The sequence below is a fragment of the Lentibacillus sp. genome, assembly GCF_035301675.1.
In the GTDB taxonomy this organism is placed as follows: Bacteria; Bacillota; Bacilli; order Bacillales; family Amphibacillaceae; genus Lentibacillus.
The window spans coordinates 15,487-32,650 of the sequence record NZ_DATGTT010000027.1 but is presented as its reverse complement, the minus strand read 5'-3'; the positions used below and the strand labels follow the sequence as shown (position 1 = coordinate 32,650).

19 protein-coding genes and 1 tRNA gene are annotated in these 17,164 nt (G+C 44.2%); 12 read left to right on the top strand and 8 right to left on the bottom strand.

Going from position 1 to position 17,164, the window contains the following annotated elements; translation table 11 throughout:
• The first annotated feature begins 92 nt into the window (after positions 1-92).
• Positions 93-165, top strand: a tRNA-Val gene (locus VK097_RS04400).
• Positions 166-513: 348 nt separating this feature from the next.
• Here VK097_RS04400 and VK097_RS04395 read toward each other — a convergent pair.
• The gene (locus tag VK097_RS04395) at positions 514-1,197 is read right to left on the bottom strand and encodes a DUF421 domain-containing protein (RefSeq protein WP_324210589.1); all 684 of its coding nucleotides are present in this window, start codon (positions 1,195-1,197) and stop codon (positions 514-516) included.
• Positions 1,198-1,435: 238 nt separating this feature from the next.
• Here VK097_RS04395 and VK097_RS04390 point away from each other — a divergent pair, with 238 nt between their 5' ends.
• The 6 genes from VK097_RS04390 to VK097_RS04365 all read left to right on the top strand — a co-directional run bounded on the left by VK097_RS04390 (position 1,436) and on the right by VK097_RS04365 (position 7,700).
• Positions 1,436-3,175 carry an ABC transporter ATP-binding protein gene (locus VK097_RS04390; protein WP_324210588.1) on the top strand — a complete coding sequence of 580 codons (1,740 nt, stop codon included), beginning with the start codon at positions 1,436-1,438 and terminating at the stop codon, positions 3,173-3,175.
• Entirely contained in the window at positions 3,156-4,985 is a 1,830-nt protein-coding gene (locus tag VK097_RS04385) for an ABC transporter ATP-binding protein (protein WP_324210587.1), read from the top strand. Before VK097_RS04390 ends, VK097_RS04385 begins: the two co-directional genes overlap by 20 nt.
• Before the next feature lie 140 nt (positions 4,986-5,125).
• Positions 5,126-5,857, top strand: coding sequence for an alpha/beta hydrolase (locus VK097_RS04380; RefSeq protein WP_324210590.1), 732 nt, complete (start codon positions 5,126-5,128; stop codon positions 5,855-5,857).
• Between the two features lie 88 nt (positions 5,858-5,945).
• Positions 5,946-6,464 (top strand): YjcG family protein, encoded by a 519-nt coding sequence (locus VK097_RS04375; RefSeq protein ID WP_324210586.1) that lies wholly within the window; start codon positions 5,946-5,948, stop codon positions 6,462-6,464.
• A complete protein-coding gene (locus VK097_RS04370) occupies positions 6,461-6,886 on the top strand; it encodes a GNAT family N-acetyltransferase (protein ID WP_324210585.1) in 426 nt (141 codons plus the stop codon). Before VK097_RS04375 ends, VK097_RS04370 begins: the two co-directional genes overlap by 4 nt.
• Positions 6,887-7,007: 121 nt before the next feature.
• Positions 7,008-7,700, top strand: a complete 693-nt coding sequence (locus tag VK097_RS04365; protein WP_324210584.1) for a DUF421 domain-containing protein — start codon at positions 7,008-7,010, stop codon at positions 7,698-7,700.
• A gap of 113 nt (positions 7,701-7,813) precedes the next feature.
• On the opposite strand, the gene VK097_RS04360 is transcribed toward VK097_RS04365, so the two are convergent.
• Positions 7,814-8,005, bottom strand: coding sequence for a hypothetical protein (locus VK097_RS04360; RefSeq protein WP_324210583.1), 192 nt, complete (start codon positions 8,003-8,005; stop codon positions 7,814-7,816).
• Positions 8,006-8,088: 83 nt separating this feature from the next.
• The gene (locus VK097_RS04355; RefSeq protein ID WP_324210582.1) at positions 8,089-8,319 is read right to left on the bottom strand and encodes a hypothetical protein; all 231 of its coding nucleotides are present in this window, start codon (positions 8,317-8,319) and stop codon (positions 8,089-8,091) included.
• Positions 8,320-8,594: 275 nt separating this feature from the next.
• On the opposite strand from VK097_RS04355, the gene VK097_RS04350 reads away from it, so the two are divergent.
• Positions 8,595-9,053, top strand: a complete 459-nt coding sequence (locus VK097_RS04350; protein WP_324210581.1) for a CotY/CotZ family spore coat protein — start codon at positions 8,595-8,597, stop codon at positions 9,051-9,053.
• Between the two features lie 66 nt (positions 9,054-9,119).
• Here VK097_RS04350 and VK097_RS04345 read toward each other — a convergent pair whose 3' ends face one another.
• Both VK097_RS04345 and mgtE read right to left on the bottom strand, forming a co-directional pair.
• Positions 9,120-9,620, bottom strand: coding sequence for a CotO family spore coat protein (locus tag VK097_RS04345; RefSeq protein ID WP_324210580.1), 501 nt, complete (start codon positions 9,618-9,620; stop codon positions 9,120-9,122).
• A 248-nt stretch (positions 9,621-9,868) separates the two neighbouring features.
• Positions 9,869-11,227, bottom strand: coding sequence for a magnesium transporter (gene mgtE / locus VK097_RS04340; RefSeq protein ID WP_324210579.1), 1,359 nt, complete (start codon positions 11,225-11,227; stop codon positions 9,869-9,871).
• 278 nt (positions 11,228-11,505) lie between these two features.
• On the opposite strand from mgtE, the gene VK097_RS04335 reads away from it, so the two are divergent.
• Together VK097_RS04335 and prpE are read left to right on the top strand one after the other, a co-directional pair.
• On the top strand, positions 11,506-12,684 hold the full coding sequence (locus tag VK097_RS04335; protein ID WP_324210578.1) for an FtsW/RodA/SpoVE family cell cycle protein: 1,179 nt from the start codon (positions 11,506-11,508) through the stop codon (positions 12,682-12,684).
• Entirely contained in the window at positions 12,684-13,424 is a 741-nt protein-coding gene (gene prpE, locus VK097_RS04330) for a bis(5'-nucleosyl)-tetraphosphatase PrpE (protein ID WP_324210577.1), read from the top strand. The genes VK097_RS04335 and prpE overlap by 1 nt, the downstream gene beginning before the upstream one ends.
• A gap of 8 nt (positions 13,425-13,432) precedes the next feature.
• Here the strand turns inward: prpE and VK097_RS04325 are convergent, their stop codons facing one another.
• The 3 genes from VK097_RS04325 to yjbM are packed head-to-tail and all read right to left on the bottom strand — an operon-like array spanning position 13,433 to position 15,770.
• Positions 13,433-14,308 carry an RluA family pseudouridine synthase gene (locus VK097_RS04325; protein ID WP_324210576.1) on the bottom strand — a complete coding sequence of 292 codons (876 nt, stop codon included), beginning with the start codon at positions 14,306-14,308 and terminating at the stop codon, positions 13,433-13,435.
• 33 nt (positions 14,309-14,341) lie between these two features.
• Positions 14,342-15,151 carry an NAD kinase gene (locus VK097_RS04320; protein ID WP_324210575.1) on the bottom strand — a complete coding sequence of 270 codons (810 nt, stop codon included), beginning with the start codon at positions 15,149-15,151 and terminating at the stop codon, positions 14,342-14,344.
• 13 nt (positions 15,152-15,164) lie between these two features.
• A complete protein-coding gene (gene yjbM / locus VK097_RS04315; protein WP_324210574.1) occupies positions 15,165-15,770 on the bottom strand; it encodes a GTP diphosphokinase in 606 nt (201 codons plus the stop codon).
• 298 nt (positions 15,771-16,068) lie between these two features.
• Here yjbM and VK097_RS04310 point away from each other — a divergent pair, with 298 nt between their 5' ends.
• Both VK097_RS04310 and VK097_RS04305 read left to right on the top strand, forming a co-directional pair.
• Positions 16,069-16,665: a CYTH domain-containing protein gene (locus VK097_RS04310; protein WP_324210573.1), complete on the top strand. Its 597-nt coding sequence runs from the start codon at positions 16,069-16,071 to the stop codon at positions 16,663-16,665.
• A 58-nt stretch (positions 16,666-16,723) separates the two neighbouring features.
• Positions 16,724-17,107 (top strand): globin domain-containing protein, encoded by a 384-nt coding sequence (locus VK097_RS04305; protein WP_324210572.1) that lies wholly within the window; start codon positions 16,724-16,726, stop codon positions 17,105-17,107.
• Positions 17,108-17,164 lie beyond the last annotated feature (57 nt).

Here is a 17,164-nt window from a genome sequence, read left to right as displayed (position 1 = left end):
AAGAGATATACAAGTTTTAAAAACAAAATATCTTGACAGCGCATTAAAATTTATTTATAGTAATACTTGTCGATAATTTCATAAGTAAAAATGATTCCGTAGCTCAGCTGGGAGAGCGCATGCTTGACAGGCATGAGGTCGGTGGTTCGAGCCCACTCGGAATCATAACCGAGAACCCTTTTTAATAAGGGTTCTTTTTTTATTGTTAAGGAAACTATACAATTTGTTGTGGATAGTTTTTGTGATTCTGCAGCGGGATTGGGAAATGAGAGGATTGAGGACGCTGAGCAATTCGCGCGAAGTTGGCACGATATCGCGCACCAGCCTTGGATATCGCGCGGCGTCCTCAGTATTTCGCGCGACGAGCCTGAATTTCGCGCGGCGTCCTCAGGAAATCGCGCGAGGACCCTCTAATTTCGCGCGGTGCGATAAAAAAGTCGGTGCACCCTTTCTATCATGTTGATTTTCGGCAGCCGCCGAAAATCGTCATACTGAAATTCCCGTAAGCAGCTTCTATCCTTCACCCGTGCTCCCTGTCCCTGTATCAACCATCAGTGAGTAATCGTCATCACGCACAGCCGCATAGAAAACGTTGCTTCGATCAGGATAACCGGCATGAGCAAGTTCTTTTTTCAACCATTGTTCCCCCTTGTTAATAAGCTGTAAATTCTGGTGTTGGATCCGGCCCTCGATCACCACCGCTATCGGGAGGCCGTGATAAGTCGTGTCAATATCCAATTGTGCGGGGGTAATGGGAGCAATATCCTGCTGCGGAACAATGCTTATTCCACCGTTTGGCTCGATAATTGCATAGTCTATAAACGAGATATTCGGATATCCCTTTTCGCGTACTTCGGATAACAGTTCTGAAAGTGTAAAATGGGTTCCTTTTAAATTTTCACGCACAAGCTTGCCATGTTTAATGACAATCGTTGGTTTCCCGACAAAAATCCTGTTTAACCCGTTAAAAAGCATCAGCTTGGAGAACCCAATATGGATCAGACCAACGACAATCAAGCCTGTTATGGTGTATCCAATATTATTCGTAACAATCGGCCCTGTAGCCAGTGAAATGACAAAAAAGATCCCTGCCAGATCATGTGCTGTCAACTGGGCAAATGCTGATTTTCCCATCGACCGGATGATAATGATCGTCACGAAATATAACAGAATCAGTTTTCCCAGAAACAAAAACATTTGCTTCCCCGCCTTAATTCGCACTTTCCCGGTAGTATCTGCTAATTCAATTGAAATTATGAGGTATCGCTTGGCTGTCAGCTAATTATTCCAGAATGGTGTATTTGCTGCCTGTTAAGTCGGGATAAAAAGGTCATCAAATTACTTCTGATTCCGAAATAAATTTTTGGCTAAATCAGCTGTTTACCTTTATAATGATAAGAAGACAAAAGCAAAAATGACATCGGAGGTCAAAGGCTTGAGGCATGTTCTTTCCTTTCTGAAACCATATAAAATCCCTATCACTGCAGCCTATTCGCTGACCTTAATCGAACTGATGGTAGAATTATTACTGCCGTTTTTTCTCGGAAAAATGATTAATGATGGTGTAGTGAATCAAGATCTCAATAATATTGTCATGTGGGGCAGCATTATGATAGCGATGGCGTTTGCGGCGTTTATTGCCGGGATTTTCAACTCCTTCTATGCCGCCCATACCGGTCTTGGATTCGCCTATGATATCCGCAAGCAGCTTTTCCATAAAATACAAAATTTTTCATTTGCAAATCTGAATCAATACCCGACATCAGGACTTGTGACACGGTTTTCAAACGATGTTCGTCAGCTGCAGAACACGATATTCATGGCGCTCCGGATTATGGCCAAGGCGCCGCTCATCGCACTTGGCGGAGTTGTCATGTCGTTTATCGTCAGTCCCCGGCTTGCACTCGTTTTTCTTGTGACAGTACCGCTTCTGGTCGGATTTATCCTTTGGGTTTTGAAAATTGCGACTCGCCTGTTCGACCGGGTACAGCGCAATGTTGATCATGTCAATCAGGTCATGCAGGAGAACCTGGCAGGCATGCGTCTGATTAAAGCGTTTTTACGGCGGGATCATGAAGAAAGCCGGTTTATGGATGCAAACGAAAACCTGGCCAATATGATGCGCAAAACATTCCGCTTCATCGAGGCGTCGATGCCGATTTTGCTGTTTGTGATGAATATGAGTCTGATATTTATCATCTGGCGCGGCAATGCGCTAGCCGTCGCCGGTGAAACGAGCACCGGTGATGTTGTGGCAATCGTGAACTACGCGATGCGTGTGGCAATGGCTATTTCGATGTTCACGTTCATTATAATGGGCTTTTCGCGGGCCAAAGCATCGGCTGAGCGGCTTGATGGTGTGCTCAGGGTAAACGTTGACCTGATTGATCATGCAGATGCCTATGAGAACACGATTGTACAGGACGGGAAAATTTCCTTTGACGATGTATCGTTTGCTTATCCGAACATGCCGGATAATGCGCTTGAATCCGTTTCCTTTACCGTTCATCCCGGTGAAAAACTGGCAGTAATGGGCGCGACCGGATCAGGCAAAACGTCCCTGTTCCAGCTGATTCCGCACTTATATGATGCCAACGAAGGCACGGTTTACATTGATGATCTGCCAATCAATGCATATAAACTGGAAAACCTGCGCCTGAGTATCGGTTACGTTCCGCAAAACCCGCTCCTGTTCACGGGCTCTGTTACCGACAACATTGCCTGGGGTAAGGAAAACGCATCCAAAGATGATGTGATTCAGGCTGCAAAGGACGCCCAGATTCATGACACGATCATGGACCTGCCGGATGATTACAACACAAAAATAGGACAGAAAGGCGTGAATTTATCCGGCGGACAGAAACAGCGCATCTCCATCGCCAGAGCATTGATCCGGCAGCCAAAAATTCTGATGCTTGACGACAGTACGAGTGCACTTGATCTGGCTACCGAGTCAAAGCTCCTCGAGGCTATCCGGGAATATAACTGTACGACATTGATCATTACGCAAAAAGTATCGACGGCTATGAGCGCCGATCGTATCCTTTTACTGAATTATGGTGAAACGCTGGCAATCGGTACACATGATGAGCTGCTTGAGGAGTCTGCACTTTACAGGCAAATTGTCGCTTCACAATTTGGAAGGGAGTATACGTATGCGGACCAGAGACTTTAAACGACCTTTTCAATACAAAAAAATACCAATTAATGAGCTCCGTCTGCAGCAGGAAAAAGATAAAACAGACCGTGCCCGCAACACAGCCGGAACCATTAAGCGCATTTGGTCGTATTTGACACGGGAAAAAGGCATGCTTCTGCTTGTCATCCTGATGGTATTTATCAGCTCTGCCATGGGTCTGGCCGGTCCGTTTATGGTCGGAAGGGCCATTGATGATTTCATTGTTACCCAGGATCCATCCGGACTCGGGATGCTGCTCGTCTGGCTGTTTATCATCTATGGACTGCATTCGTTATCTGTTTTCCTGCAAAATTATTGGATGGTGGGCATTGCGCAAAACACGGTTTATTCACTGCGGGAAGAGTTATTTCAGCAATTTCACCGGCTGCCGATAGCGTTTTTCGATAAACGGCAGCACGGAGAACTGATGAGCCGAATCACCAATGATATTGATAATATCAACAATACGCTGAACCAATCCGTCATCCAAATTTTCACCAGTATCCTGACCCTTATCGGAACAGTTGTGGTCATGCTGGTGCTAAGCCCTCTATTAACCCTGATCACGATGATGATTGTTCCGGTGATGTTCCTTGCGATTCGTTGGATTACGAAGCGAACCGGTCCGTTATACAAACTGCAGCAGCAGCATTTGGGCAAGCTGAACGGTTATGTTGAAGAAACGGTATCCGGTCAACACGTCATTAAGACTTTTTCTCAGGAGAAACGCGTCATACGCGAGTTTCAGGAACACAATGAAAACCTGCAGCATTCGGGATTCTGGGCCCAGACGTTTGCCGGGTTCATTCCGAAAGTCATGAACATGCTAAACTTTTTGAGTTTTGGGCTGGTCGGGCTTGCCGGTGGTATTCTGGCTATCCAGGGAATTATCACGGTCGGTGTCATCGTTATTTTCACCGAGTATGCCCGGCAGTTCACCAGGCCGCTCAATGAATTATCGAACCAGTTCAATATTTTGCTGTCAGCAGTAGCCGGTGCTGAGCGTGTCTTCAATATCATTGATGAAAAGCAGGAAGAAACCGACGAAACATCTGCACTCGACATCGATAGCACGGATGGACGCTTGACATTCGATAAGGTTTACTTTGCCTATGAAGACACACCGATTTTAAAAGAGATCAGCTTTACGGCGTATTCCGGTCAGACAGTCGCCTTTGTCGGCCACACCGGAGCAGGCAAAACGACCATCATCAATTTGATTTCACGCTTTTATAATTATGACAGCGGCGCAATTACCCTTGATGGCATTGATTTAAAAGATATTAAACGGAGCAGCCTCCGCAAACATATGGCGTTTGTATTGCAGGATGCCTTTCTCTTCCATGCGACCATCAAAGAAAATATACGGTACGGCAGACTTGATGCATCAAATGATAATATTATGAAAGCTGCAAAAGATGCCAATGCGCATGATTTTATTGAGCGGCTCCCAAACGGCTATGATACCATCCTGGATCAGGACGGCAGCGGCATCAGCCAGGGACAAAAACAGCTGATCACCATTGCACGGGCGATTCTGGCAGATCCGGCAATTCTTGTTTTGGATGAGGCAACGAGCAATATTGATACCGTAACCGAATTGCAAATTCAGGATGCCCTCAAGCGACTGATGCGGGGCAGAACAAGCTTCGTTATCGCTCATCGGCTCAACACCATTCAGGAAGCCGATAAAATCATCATGCTTGAACAAGGTGAGATTATTGAACAAGGATCACATCAGGAATTAATCGCTCAGCAAGGCCACTATTTTGACTTATATAAAGGTCAATTAAAGGACCATGCATAGAAAATCCTCCTGAATCATGATAAACTGGCTATGGTTTGGATCGTTGGTGATTGGCACAGAAGACTCGGGACTCCTGTGGGAAAGCCAGCTTCCGGAGCAGAAATCAACATCACTTAAATGGAATAATCGGGGTGTTCACTATCGGACGAAAAGGAAAAATGATCGAAAAACAAATTGACAGCTGCTATTTGAATGAACCGATGACACTGAAAATCTACCAGCCGGAGACGTTCTCACCTCTTTATAAATACCAGGTTTGCATTATGCAGGATGGTGATGATTATTATCAGCTTGGCCGTGCCGCAACATGGTCTGACCAGCTCCACGAAAACGGTGAAATTCCCAATACGATCCTGGCAGGGATTCATTACCGGGATAAATTTGACCGGAAAGATAAATATCATCCAAACGGCAGCCAAAATCTGGCATACATCAAGTTTCTCGCACACGAAGCTGCCCCGCTTTTGGATGACTTATTCCCTACCTATCTTGTGGGGCAGTCCCGTGCACTCGTTGGCGACTCCCTGGCAGGAACAATCGCACTGATGACCGCATTAAAATATCCGAATACATTCGGGAAAATCATCATTCAGTCGCCTTATATTGATGAAAAAGTAAAACAGGCCGTCCAGGATGCGAAAGATATTCATTCGATTGCCATTTATCACACAGTCGGAACTGAGGAAACAGCCGTTGAAACCACAGACGGAGACAAGGCAGATTTTCTGACACCCAACCGGGAGTTGAATGAGCTTTTGCAGTCCAAAAACATGGACTATGTTTATCATGAACTTGAATCCGGCCAGCATACCTGGAAATATTGGCAAAAAGATTTAAGCCGTGCATTCTCTAGTATATTCAGCTCAATTTAAAATTTTTCTAAAATTTATTTTCCTATTCAATCCAATTTTTGTTATAATGGAACGTAGACTTAAAATAGATATACAAGGAGGCTTTCATATGAAATATGGTATCGTTATTTTTCCATCAAAGCCGGTTCAGGATGAGATAAATGCATACAGAAAACGCTATGATGCTCATTATGCACTGATTCCGCCACATCTGACACTAAAAGAGGCATTTGAAGTGGATGATGAAAAAATTCATGAACTGATAACCGAATTAAAACGCTTGGCAAATGAAACAGAACCTTTTAATATTTCCATTAATAAAGTGAGCACATTTGCGCCTGTTACCAACACAATTTATTTAAAAGTCAACGATCATCAGCAATTGACTGACCTCGCTGACAAAATGCAAACGGGCAAATTTCCTGAAAATCAGACCTATTCCTTTGTACCGCATGTCACCATTGCACAAAAACTGTCACAGGACGAGCATTCAGACGTATATGGCAGTCTTCGCATGAAAGATATTCAGCTTGATGAATCCGTTGACCGCTTTCATCTGGTGTATCAGCTGGATAATGGGATTTGGACCGTTTATGAATCTTTTGTATTCGGTAAAGAAGTTCTATGATCATTAAGGCTATCGAAACACCGGAAGAAAAGCAACTGGCTTACGACGTGCGAACGACCGTGTTTGTTCATGAGCAAAATGTACCACCTGAAGTTGAGATTGACGAATTTGACGAAGAGGCCCTCCACTTGATTGGATACGAGAACGACATGCCAATTGCGGCCTCCCGGGTACGTTTTGTTGATCAATACGGTAAACTGGAACGCATTTGTGTCCTGAAAAATCAGCGCGGAAAATCCTACGGGGCTGAGCTGATCCGGACAATGGAAGATGTCATCAGAAAAGAAGGCTATGAGAAGTCTAAACTGAATGCCCAGACACATGCGATTGATTTTTATCAAAGGCTGGGGTATGACGTTGTATCCGGCGAATTTATGGATGCGGGGATACCGCACGTAACCATGACAAAAACATTAAAATGAGAGGGTATCCTGTTCTGCGGCATGGATACCCTCTTTTTGGCAATCCCTCCTTGACACATTCTGCATGGATTCCCCATCGGATGGTTATGCTATAAAGAGTATACTCGAGGGGGAATAGCCATTGAATGAGTATCTCCTGATGTTTGGTGACACCATTTTTGGGTTCATTGCTTTATTTGTGCTGGTAAAAGTGCTCGGAAAAACACAAATTTCCTCATTGACCCCATTTGATTTCATCTCCGCTGTCATATTGGGTGAACTTGTCGGGAATGCCTTATTTGAAAAAGAATCGGGAATACCGGAGATCGCCTTTTTAGTGATTCTGTGGGGCACACTGTTATATATTACAGAGGTTATCACCCAAAAATACAAAGGATCCCGATCACTTCTGGAAGGCCGGCCTGCCATTGTGATTCATAAAGGACATATTATATATGATGTCCTTAAACAAAATGCACTCGATATCAATCAGCTTCAGCACATGCTTCGTTCCAAGGAAGTATTTTCGCTCGAGGAAGTGGAATATGCCGTCCTCGAGACAGATGGAACCATTTCAATTTTAAAAAAGCCGGAGTATCAAACACCAACAAATGCCGATCTCAATGTTACACCGTCCCCTGTTAAATTAGGCAGGACGATTATTAATGATGGGGAAATAATATGGGATAATCTGAAAGAGGCAAATCTGACCAGAGTGTGGCTGGAAGAAGAACTGTACAAACAAAATATTTCCACTGTTGAAGAAGTTTACTACGCGGAATGGCAGGAAAACCAACAAAAACTATTTGTGATGTTATACCATTATAGGAATTAGGGTTGTCGGCCATGTATTATACTTTAGCCCCAAGTTGCGACGCTCGGGCTGATGTTTTGATACTCGGGCTGATGTTTTGAGGGTGAACTGTCTCGGAGCTCGACAGTTCACCCTCACTCCATGAGTTTCTCAAATTCAGCCATCCTTTTTTCGAATGATGCTATCCCTTTCCGAAACTCTTTATCCCAGTTTTGCATTTCAGCATCAAATGAACGCATTTTCTTTTCGGGATATTGAAACCACTTCTCATTTTTCTCTAAATGTTTCTCAATAATCTGCAGTGTCCGGATCAATCGATTATTCATCCTGCCAGCCCCCCTTCCTTTAAGCAAAGCACCATTCCAACAAAGAAAAAAGACAGCCATATAGCTGCCCTCAGCCGTTATCATTAAATCCAGGACGACGGACCCCTGCCCTTTTTGTCTTCTGAGCTTTCTTCATGATGATCATCATGTTTATCCATTGATTTTTCATGTGCTTCATCATCTCTTCCCATCCAGCGGCCAAAAAAAGGATCCCGGCGTTGATGGTGCCGCTGCGGTTCTATATGGACATTATCCGCTTTAATCACTAAATCCTTTACATGAATAACTTTTTTATGATCTTTATGGTCAGACATCTCATAAACACTCCTTATGATTTGAAATCATGATCGTTATTAGTCTATGTACTTTTTGTCATAAGGTATAGACAAATGTCCCAATAACTATCAAAGATTCTTTTAAGGCTTTAAACCGGTGATTGCCACTGAATAATCGGGCTTAACAAGACGGCGTTTTGACATTTGCCTTCAGAAATATTTGCCTAATGGAGACGAGTGCCCACACCATATACCCAATGACACATATCTTATTAGAGACACCAAGTCAATACTCAAGAAAGGGGTAATAATTCATGGGTTGTGGAAAAGATTTTCATTCAGGCAACTGTGTCTGCGATATTTTACGGGAAATTACAGAAGCACAAAACGATGTTATTGAAAATTGCTGCTCTACCAGCTGCGAGCAGTCAATAAGCGATTTGCTGGGTGATAATGAAGCAGGAAACGGTCTCGACACGGTTCCGGTCATTCTATACTGCAAAGACAGCTGCAAACCATTCCTAGGGTTTGGTGCAAACCCGGATGATGTTGGTGAGATGACATCAAGCTTTTTCTTCCGTGTCAAGCGGGTAGATGATGATTGCTGTGCAGTTGTTGAACTATTGAGAGATCCTAATGATGATGACAACTGCCCGGAAAATCCGGTAGATCAGGATACAAAACCGCTATGCGCTACTGGCATCTGCATAACAGTAGACTTAAACTGCTTCTGCCATGTAACTTGCCTGCCGGCGGTAAATGCAGTCACCTAATCAGGCAAATAAAAGTAAGGTGCTCCGTTTTTTCGGAGCACCTTTTTTATTATTGATTCTTTCATTTTAAAATCCAATCATTCGTATTTCATTAATCGAATCAATCGGAATTGTCGTTGGTGTCGTCCGTCTGCCGACCCTCATATAAACTTTTTCACCCTGGGAATCAACAATCGTCCCCCGGTATTTCCGCTCCTCCGTTTTCACTTCACACCGCATGACAGGGGCGTGCTTCGGCGGGTTCAGGAAGTAGTCAATACGTTCCTCCACTGTCATTTCCCTAAATTTTTTCCGTTCCTGACCGCTATCCTTATGTTCAGGACTGTCTTCAGAGGACTCTATCTGCTCCCCTGCTTCCTCTGCTTCTTCTGTGTCTTCTGATTCAACCTGTTTCGTAAAATGATTGCGGTTCACCGGGCGTTTTATTACCTTATTGTGTTCTTTTTTCTTATCATCACGCTGTTTCTTCGGTGTCATATAATGGCTCTGCATTGATGCCCCGGGTGTGCGTACATACGGCTGATGAATGTAGAGTAATGGGCTTTTCGCGCTTTTATTGTCTCCCATTTATCATACGCTCCTTTATTAGTCCATTCGTCAACCCATTATATGAACCCTTTATCAAATGTGTGTATGCCTATAAAGTGAAACTTCATTCAGCGGGCGATTTTCCCGCTGAATGTTAGTTGAACAGAATCGGGCATTTATGGGCAGTTAGCCGCCGTTTTTTGGCGGATTACTGACCATTACATGCGGGAAAAAGTGAAACTTCATTCAGCGGGCGATTTTCCCGCTCGTCCGTTAAAACGATGAATCTATATCAAATATTGCATGAACATTGTTGCAAGGCCGAAATAAATTAAAATGGAAATAATATCATTAATGGTCGTGATAAATGGCCCTGAAGCAACAGCTGGATCAATATGGAGCCGATCCATCAACATCGGTACAAGAGCCCCTGCAAGGGTGGCAACCACCAGCGTTATCATAATTGATAACCCGACCAGCAGCCCGAGGAAAAAGTCATCCTGCCAAAAGTAAACAATTGCTGTTAACAATGCGCCGCAGACGATGCCGTTAATCAGTCCGGTGACTGCTTCACGGGCAATAAGCTTCATTTTTCCCTGTTTAGCATAATCCCCTGTTGAAATACTCCGCACGGCAACTGCCAGTGCCTGGGTTCCTGTATTCCCGGCCATCCCGGCGAGCAACGGAATGAAAATGGCCAGAACAGCCACCTGTTCAAGTGTCTGCTCAAACTGCCCGATCAGGCTTGCCGTTAACATCCCAAGAAATAAGAGAATAACAAGCCAGGGGAGACGTTTTTTTGCCGAGATGAATGCACTGTCTTTCGGGCTGTCCATATCAGATACACCGGCAAGCTTGGAGTAATCTTCGCCGGCTTCCTCTTCCATGACGTCCAGTATATCATCAACGGTTATAATACCGAGCAAGTGATTCTGAAAGTCGACAACCGGAAGTGCCAGGAAATCATAGTCCCGAATCATCCGGGCAACTTCTTCCTGATCTTTTGCCACTGATACGGAAAGTACATTCTCACTCATGACATCGGCAACCCGCATATCCGATTCAGCTATTATCAAATCTCTAAGTGAAACCACTCCAACGAGATGCTTATCTTCATCAATCACATATAAATAATAAATTGTCTCTGCCTCAGGTGCCTCTGCTTTCAAATATTGCATGGTATCCTTGATCGTTTTGGACTCATAAACCGCTACAAATTCGGTGGTCATGATACTGCCGGCGGTTTCTTCTTCGTAATGAAGCAATTCCTTTATTTCGGCAGCATTTTTATCATCCATAATGGTCAGCAGGCTGACGACCACATCTTTCTCCAGTTCATTTAAAATATCGACAGCATCATCTGTCGCCATTTCTGCAATAACCATTGCCGCATAACGCGGGTCCATTTCGGTAAACAGTGGTTTGATATCATCCAGTTCAATATGTTCCATGATATCCGCTGTTTCTTCCGGAGACAGATATGTATAAATGTACAAACGTACCTCTTCCGGCTGATCCATGAAAAACGACGCCTGATCATACGGATGCATGTCCAGAAATTTTTCCCTGAATGAATCGATTTTTTGATTCGCGGCAAGTGTCTGTAATTCGTCCTGAAGAAACCGTTCTGAAACGTTATTTTCCATACGCCCACGTCCTTTCACAATGTACCATTATACACGATAAGAGGCTCACCCAAAACTTAAAACCCGCCTATAATTTTTTGACTATAATGCTTAATTTATCAATTGATTTCATGTAAACTAAAGGTATAATGGGTTCATATACTTTGGTGAATTTTGTCGCTAAATCTATCATTCCCTTAAACAGGTAGTTCAAAAAGTCCGGTTTATCCTCTTTTTAAACATACACTGTAAAATTTTGTCCCAAGCAACAAGAATTCTACGGAAAGTTAGGTTGAATCATGCAGAACCGAATTAATATAGATTATACAATATTATCCATACTTATACTGCTTGGACTGGCCAGCATATTTACGTTACATACACTGGAACCGACTTTTTCGGCCAGTGAAGGTTCTGGTTACTGGCTGAAGCAAGGCATGTGGTATATCGCCGGCGGTCTTATTATCGCGGCGGTAATGCTGATCGATTATGACCGGTTCCACCAGATTACCTGGATTTTTTATGGAATTGGCATATTATCGCTGTTTATGCTTTTCATCGGATTCCCGCCCAGTATTGTAACTGAAGTAAATGGTGCCGTGAGCTGGTTTCAATTTCCGGGTATGTCGATCCAGCCCGGCGAGTTTATAAAGGTCATCCTTGTCATGACATTGGCACATGTTATCGTCCGTCACAATGGCAAATACGTTAAGAAAACGTTTAAAAGTGACATTATATTGCTCGTAAAAATTGTCGTTTTGTCGCTCCCGCCCATGTTTTTGGTAGCGACGCAGCCGGATTTGGGAGGATTTCTGGTACTTTCAGCAATTGCAGCCAGCATGGTGCTCGTTTCGGGGATCAGATGGCGGATTCTTTTATTCCTTCTGTTCATCGCCCTTGCCGGCACCGCCTTGATTGCCGCTGTATGGTATTTTTTTCCCGATATTGTCGCCGAATTCCTTGACCGGTCGGGACTAGGACACGTTGCAGGCAGATTCATCGGCTGGCTCAACCCTGAGGAGACAAACGGCGGATACGGCTACCAGCTGATTACAGCCATGATGGCGATTGGATCGGGTCAGCTATTCGGAAAAGGCATCAGTGACCTGGAAGTCTCTGTTCCGGAACAGCATACCGACATGATTTTTACGGCGGTTGCCGAACAGTTCGGGTTTATTGGCTCCAGCATTGTCGTCACACTGCTTTTTCTATTGATTTACCGGCTGATTCATATAGCCATCCAGAGCAATGATGAGTATGGCAGCTATCTTGTCACCGGAATGGTCGGCATGTTTGCCTATCAAATTTTTCAAAATATCGGCATGTCGATTCAGCTGCTGCCGATTACCGGTCTTCCACTTCCGTTCCTAAGCTATGGCGGAAGCTCAACACTTACGTATATGCTCGCTATCGGGATTGTGCTGAACGTCCATTCAAGAACGAAGGAATACATGTTTGAAACAAGGTGGAATAATTAATGGGTTATGATGTCATCGGGGATGTACATGGGTGCACCAGCGAATTGCATACACTTTTTTCAGCAATGGGGTATGCGCGAAAACAGCAGTCCTTTGCGCATCCCGACGGCAGAGTTCCTGTTTTTCTCGGTGATATAACTGATCGGGGTCCACATTCAATGGACATGATACAACTCGTCCATGATATGGTCGTGCAGCAGCAGAAGGCGCATTATGTGCCCGGCAACCATTGCGATAAACTGTATCGTTACTTTTTGGGGAACAATGTCCAGGTGCGGCACGGACTTGAGACGACCGTCGAAGAATACAGAAAACTTTCCCAATCCGAACAGCATTTGGTCAGAAAACAATTCATGGAACTTTACGAACAGGCACCGCTCTATCTGGAATTGCATGATGCGAATACGATTGTGGCGCACGCCGGAATAAAGGAACACTATATCGGACGGTATGATCGGAAGGTACGTTCATTTGTCCTTTATGGTGATGTTACCGGCAAATTTTATGCTGATGGCAGACCTGTCAGACGTGATTGGGCACAGCAGTATAAAGGCAGCCGCTGGATTGTATACGGCCATACACCCGTTATGGAGCCCCGCACTATTCATAAAACCATTAATATTGATACAGGGTGTGTCTTTGGCAATAAATTGACAGCATTCCGGCTGCCGGAAGAGAAAGCCATTTCCGTACCGTCAAAGCAACCGTTCGTGGTGGAAAAATTCCAATATTTTGATTAAAGATATTCTCACCACTCATTTTGTTTCATATCATCCGGCATTTTAACAGAAAAACACATTTGCTCCCCTGTAATCGGATGTTCAAATGACAGCTTATGACAGTGCAGGGCCTGCCGGTCAATATGATCAGTCACCCCGCCGTACAGATCATCACCTGCCAGCGGATAGCCGGCATGCGAACAATGGACACGGATTTGATGTGTACGGCCTGTTTCCAGCCTGACATGAACAAGTGTATGATGACTGAATTCATTCAAAACGGTGTAATGCGTCACGGCATGTTTGCCCCTGGTGGTGACCGTCCGCTCAATGATCGAACCTTCTTTGCGGCCAATCGGCGCATCGATGGTTCCTGTTTTTTGCTGCAGGTGCCCTTCGATAATCGCATAATAGGCACGTGAAATCATCCCATTTTTTTGTGCATCTGACAGCAACGAATGACTCCAGCGATGCTTGGCAATAAGCATTACACCAGATGTGTCCCGGTCAAGCCGGGTTACTGGGTGAAATGTATAAGAAAGCCCCTGCTCCTCATAATGTGCCAATACCCCATTGGCAATCGTACCCGATGTGTGGACATATGATGGGATGACTGCCCGTCCCGGCGGTTTGTTGATAACCAGAACGGCGTCATCTTCATAAAGTATGTCCAGCGGCATTTTCTCCGGAATCATCATGGCCCCTTTTCTCTCTTCAGGAAACGTGACAGCAACCACATCTCCCGCGTTCAGCTCGTATTTGACCGTCCGGTTGGTGCCGTTCACTTTTATGGCACCGCCGCCATGAATAATGTGTTTGATCATCCGCTTTGAAAATTTATGCTTTTGCTGTAAATAGCTTCGTATCATTACCCCTTCATGCTGTTGGGTTATCGTCCATTTCATGCTGCACCATCCTCAGGTGGAATTGTTACCTTATTAAACATCGTCATCATCAGCAACAAAGGAATCACGGACCCGATCCCAAAATGGGAAAGGCCTGAACCGTGCGAACCGTACGCGTTCTTTGGCTACCCGGCACTGAATGGATTTGACCTCGCTGTAATTCTTTGTAAAATGGTCAACCGCTATTAAAAACGTTTTTTTCCTGCCTATCGGTTTCAGCATGCATGTATGATGCTTCGGCAAAATCAGGGGTGAACCGATTGTCCGGAAGACTCGGTTGTTGATCGAAGCAATTTCCGTCATCTGAATTGCTTCAAGCGACGGATGGATGATACCACCTCCAAGCGCTTTATTATAGGCGGTACTGCCGGATGGTGTGGAAATGCACAGCCCGTCACCACGGAATGTTTCGAAATGGGCTCCTTTAATTTCGACATCAAATACAACCGAGCCCTCAGCTGTTTTAATCGTCGCTTCATTTAGTGCGAGATACCGGGTTTCTTCCCCGCCGTCAACATCACGGATGGTCACCTCAAGAAGCGGGTATTCGACAACCTGAAAAGGTGTTTTGGCGATTTCAATAATCAATTTCTCGACTTCTTCCGGTGTCCAGTCTGCATAAAAACCCAGATGCCCTGTATGTACCCCGATAAACGATGTTGAATCAAGGCAGTGAATATATTGATGAAAAGCCTCCAGAAAAGTTCCGTCCCCACCGACGGAGATAACCAAATCCGGTCTTGTCTCATCATATTCCAGATTAAAATCTGATAAATATTGCTTCATAGTTGCCTGTATTTTATTAGATCGGTCGTCACCTTTAGACACAATCGCGAACTTCACTGTCAGGCCCTCCTTATTTTCGATGGAATATTCGCTTTGCTTCCTGTACTTCATTTTTAATGATGGACATTTCCTCGTCAAGTTTAAAAGCTGCTTCAGCTGCACGCTGCAGTCTGGATTGAATATGTTCCGGGATTTTACCCTTATATTTATAGTTCAGGGAATGTTCATTGGTCGCCCAGAAGTTCATCGCCAGCGTACGGATCTGGATTTCTGCAATGACCATTTTCACCCCATGGATCGTTTCGACAGGGTACTCAATAATAATGTGATAAGAGCGATAGCCGCTTTTTTTCTTATGTGACACATAGTCTTTTTCTTCGTTGATGTGCAAATCTTTACGGGACCGGATCATTTCAACGATCGCATATATATCATCGACAAAGGGACAAACAACCCGGACTCCTGCTATGTCCTGCAATTCTTCAATTTTGTCGAGCGGGATTCGTTTTGTTTCAGCTTTTTCCAAAATACTCGGAACCGGTTTAACACGCCCGGTTATAAATTCGATCGGTGAGTGTTTGGATTCATATTCATATTGTTTTCGTATACCTTTTAATTTTATTTTTAATTCCTCTACTGCCTGGGCATAAGGGGCAAGCAATGCTTCCCAGTTCATTCGTTACACCACCTGTCGGGTCATCTCTTTCCTTCAATTATCATAACATATTCAACGGGAATTCTTTGCATAATTGTGCATCATTCGCCATAATTAAGTAAAACTGCGTGGTTGGGACAAAAGTCTTTATATTAAAGAAAAATAGTAATTACAGTTGGTGCATATACCCCGCTCCGGAAATATACTTCGCTTAAGGAGTATATGGTTCATCCTTAGAATTGATCGATTAGTCATGTCCCAGCCTCGTTAGTTGAACAGATCCGGGCATGTAGGGACAATTAATCATGGAGGGTTCCAATTGACGCAGGAGATTGAGATGGAATATAAAAATCTATTAACGGAATCAGAGTATACACGACTTCAGGAAGGACTTCCCTTCCCGGAAAATGCACAACTGCAGGTCAACCATTACTTTGAAACAGCTGGTTTCGCGTTAAAGGAACTGGGCTGTGCGCTTAGAATCAGGGAGAAGAATGGTGCATTCACATCAACGCTGAAAGAACCACACCCTCAGGGCCTTTTGGAAACGCATGATGCGTTATCTGATGAGGAAGCAGAGCAATGGTTCAACGGAAATATAACATTGAAAAACAACATCGCCGAACGGATGGCCGCCAACAACATCCATGCAGAAGATCTTACTTATTATGGCAGTCTGACAACCAGACGCCGTGAATTGGATTATAAAAATGTGCTGCTGGTCCTCGATTACAGCACTTACCACGGCAATGACGATTATGAACTGGAAATAGAAGCACAATCCGAAACAGCCGGACTTAAAGCAATGAATGACATTATGAAAGATTTCAGCATAGACAAGCGGTATACTCCGAACAAAATCCAGCGTTTTTTCAATTCAGCCCCTGAAAATAAGCGGCACCGCAAATCAGATTAGTTGCTCTTACTTTTTGTCGTTGCTAGAATATATACAAATGTATGAGGAGTACAAACTGATGAAAAAAACTGGAACAATATATGAAGCAATCGGCGGATTCGAAACGATAGACATCTTAGTGACGGCATTTTATAAACGTGTCGGAAATCATCCAAAACTAATCCCTATTTTCCCGGAGGATCTAACTGAAACAGCGAGGAAACAGCGGTTATTTTTGACACAGTTCTTCGGTGGTCCAAGATGGTATATCGAAGACCGGGGTCATCCGATGATGCGCCGGCGCCACTTGCCATTTGAAATCACACCAGAGCGCCGGGATGCATGGCTGGAATGTATGAATGCAGCGCTTAACGAAGCAGCAATTGAAGAACCGTATCGTACAGCTATATTTGAGAAACTGACCATGACCGCACACCATATGATGAATACACCTGACAAATGAATACACAAGGTTTCCAAAAACAGAATTTCATCAGCCGGCAGAAATTGGCGGCATTCC

What these genes read in the sequence shown, in the direction of transcription:
- mgtE (WP_324210579.1), bottom strand. Translation starts at nt 11,227, where the DNA reads ATGGAAAATAACGTTTCAGAACGGTTTCTTCAGGACGAATTACAGACA.
- VK097_RS04345 (WP_324210580.1), bottom strand. Translation starts at nt 9,620, where the DNA reads ATGGGAGACAATAAAAGCGCGAAAAGCCCATTACTCTACATTCATCAG.
- VK097_RS04325 (WP_324210576.1), bottom strand. Translation starts at nt 14,308, where the DNA reads ATGAAATGGACGATAACCCAACAGCATGAAGGGGTAATGATACGAAGC.
- yjbM (WP_324210574.1), bottom strand. Translation starts at nt 15,770, where the DNA reads ATGAACTGGGAAGCATTGCTTGCCCCTTATGCCCAGGCAGTAGAGGAA.
- VK097_RS04375 (WP_324210586.1), top strand. Translation starts at nt 5,946, where the DNA reads ATGAAATATGGTATCGTTATTTTTCCATCAAAGCCGGTTCAGGATGAG.
- VK097_RS04350 (WP_324210581.1), top strand. Translation starts at nt 8,595, where the DNA reads ATGGGTTGTGGAAAAGATTTTCATTCAGGCAACTGTGTCTGCGATATT.
- prpE (WP_324210577.1), top strand. Translation starts at nt 12,684, where the DNA reads ATGGGTTATGATGTCATCGGGGATGTACATGGGTGCACCAGCGAATTG.
- VK097_RS04305 (WP_324210572.1), top strand. Translation starts at nt 16,724, where the DNA reads ATGAAAAAAACTGGAACAATATATGAAGCAATCGGCGGATTCGAAACG.
- VK097_RS04385 (WP_324210587.1), top strand. Translation starts at nt 3,156, where the DNA reads ATGCGGACCAGAGACTTTAAACGACCTTTTCAATACAAAAAAATACCA.
- VK097_RS04360 (WP_324210583.1), bottom strand. Translation starts at nt 8,005, where the DNA reads ATGAATAATCGATTGATCCGGACACTGCAGATTATTGAGAAACATTTA.
- VK097_RS04395 (WP_324210589.1), bottom strand. Translation starts at nt 1,197, where the DNA reads ATGTTTTTGTTTCTGGGAAAACTGATTCTGTTATATTTCGTGACGATC.
- VK097_RS04335 (WP_324210578.1), top strand. Translation starts at nt 11,506, where the DNA reads ATGCAGAACCGAATTAATATAGATTATACAATATTATCCATACTTATA.
- VK097_RS04370 (WP_324210585.1), top strand. Translation starts at nt 6,461, where the DNA reads ATGATCATTAAGGCTATCGAAACACCGGAAGAAAAGCAACTGGCTTAC.
- VK097_RS04355 (WP_324210582.1), bottom strand. Translation starts at nt 8,319, where the DNA reads ATGTCTGACCATAAAGATCATAAAAAAGTTATTCATGTAAAGGATTTA.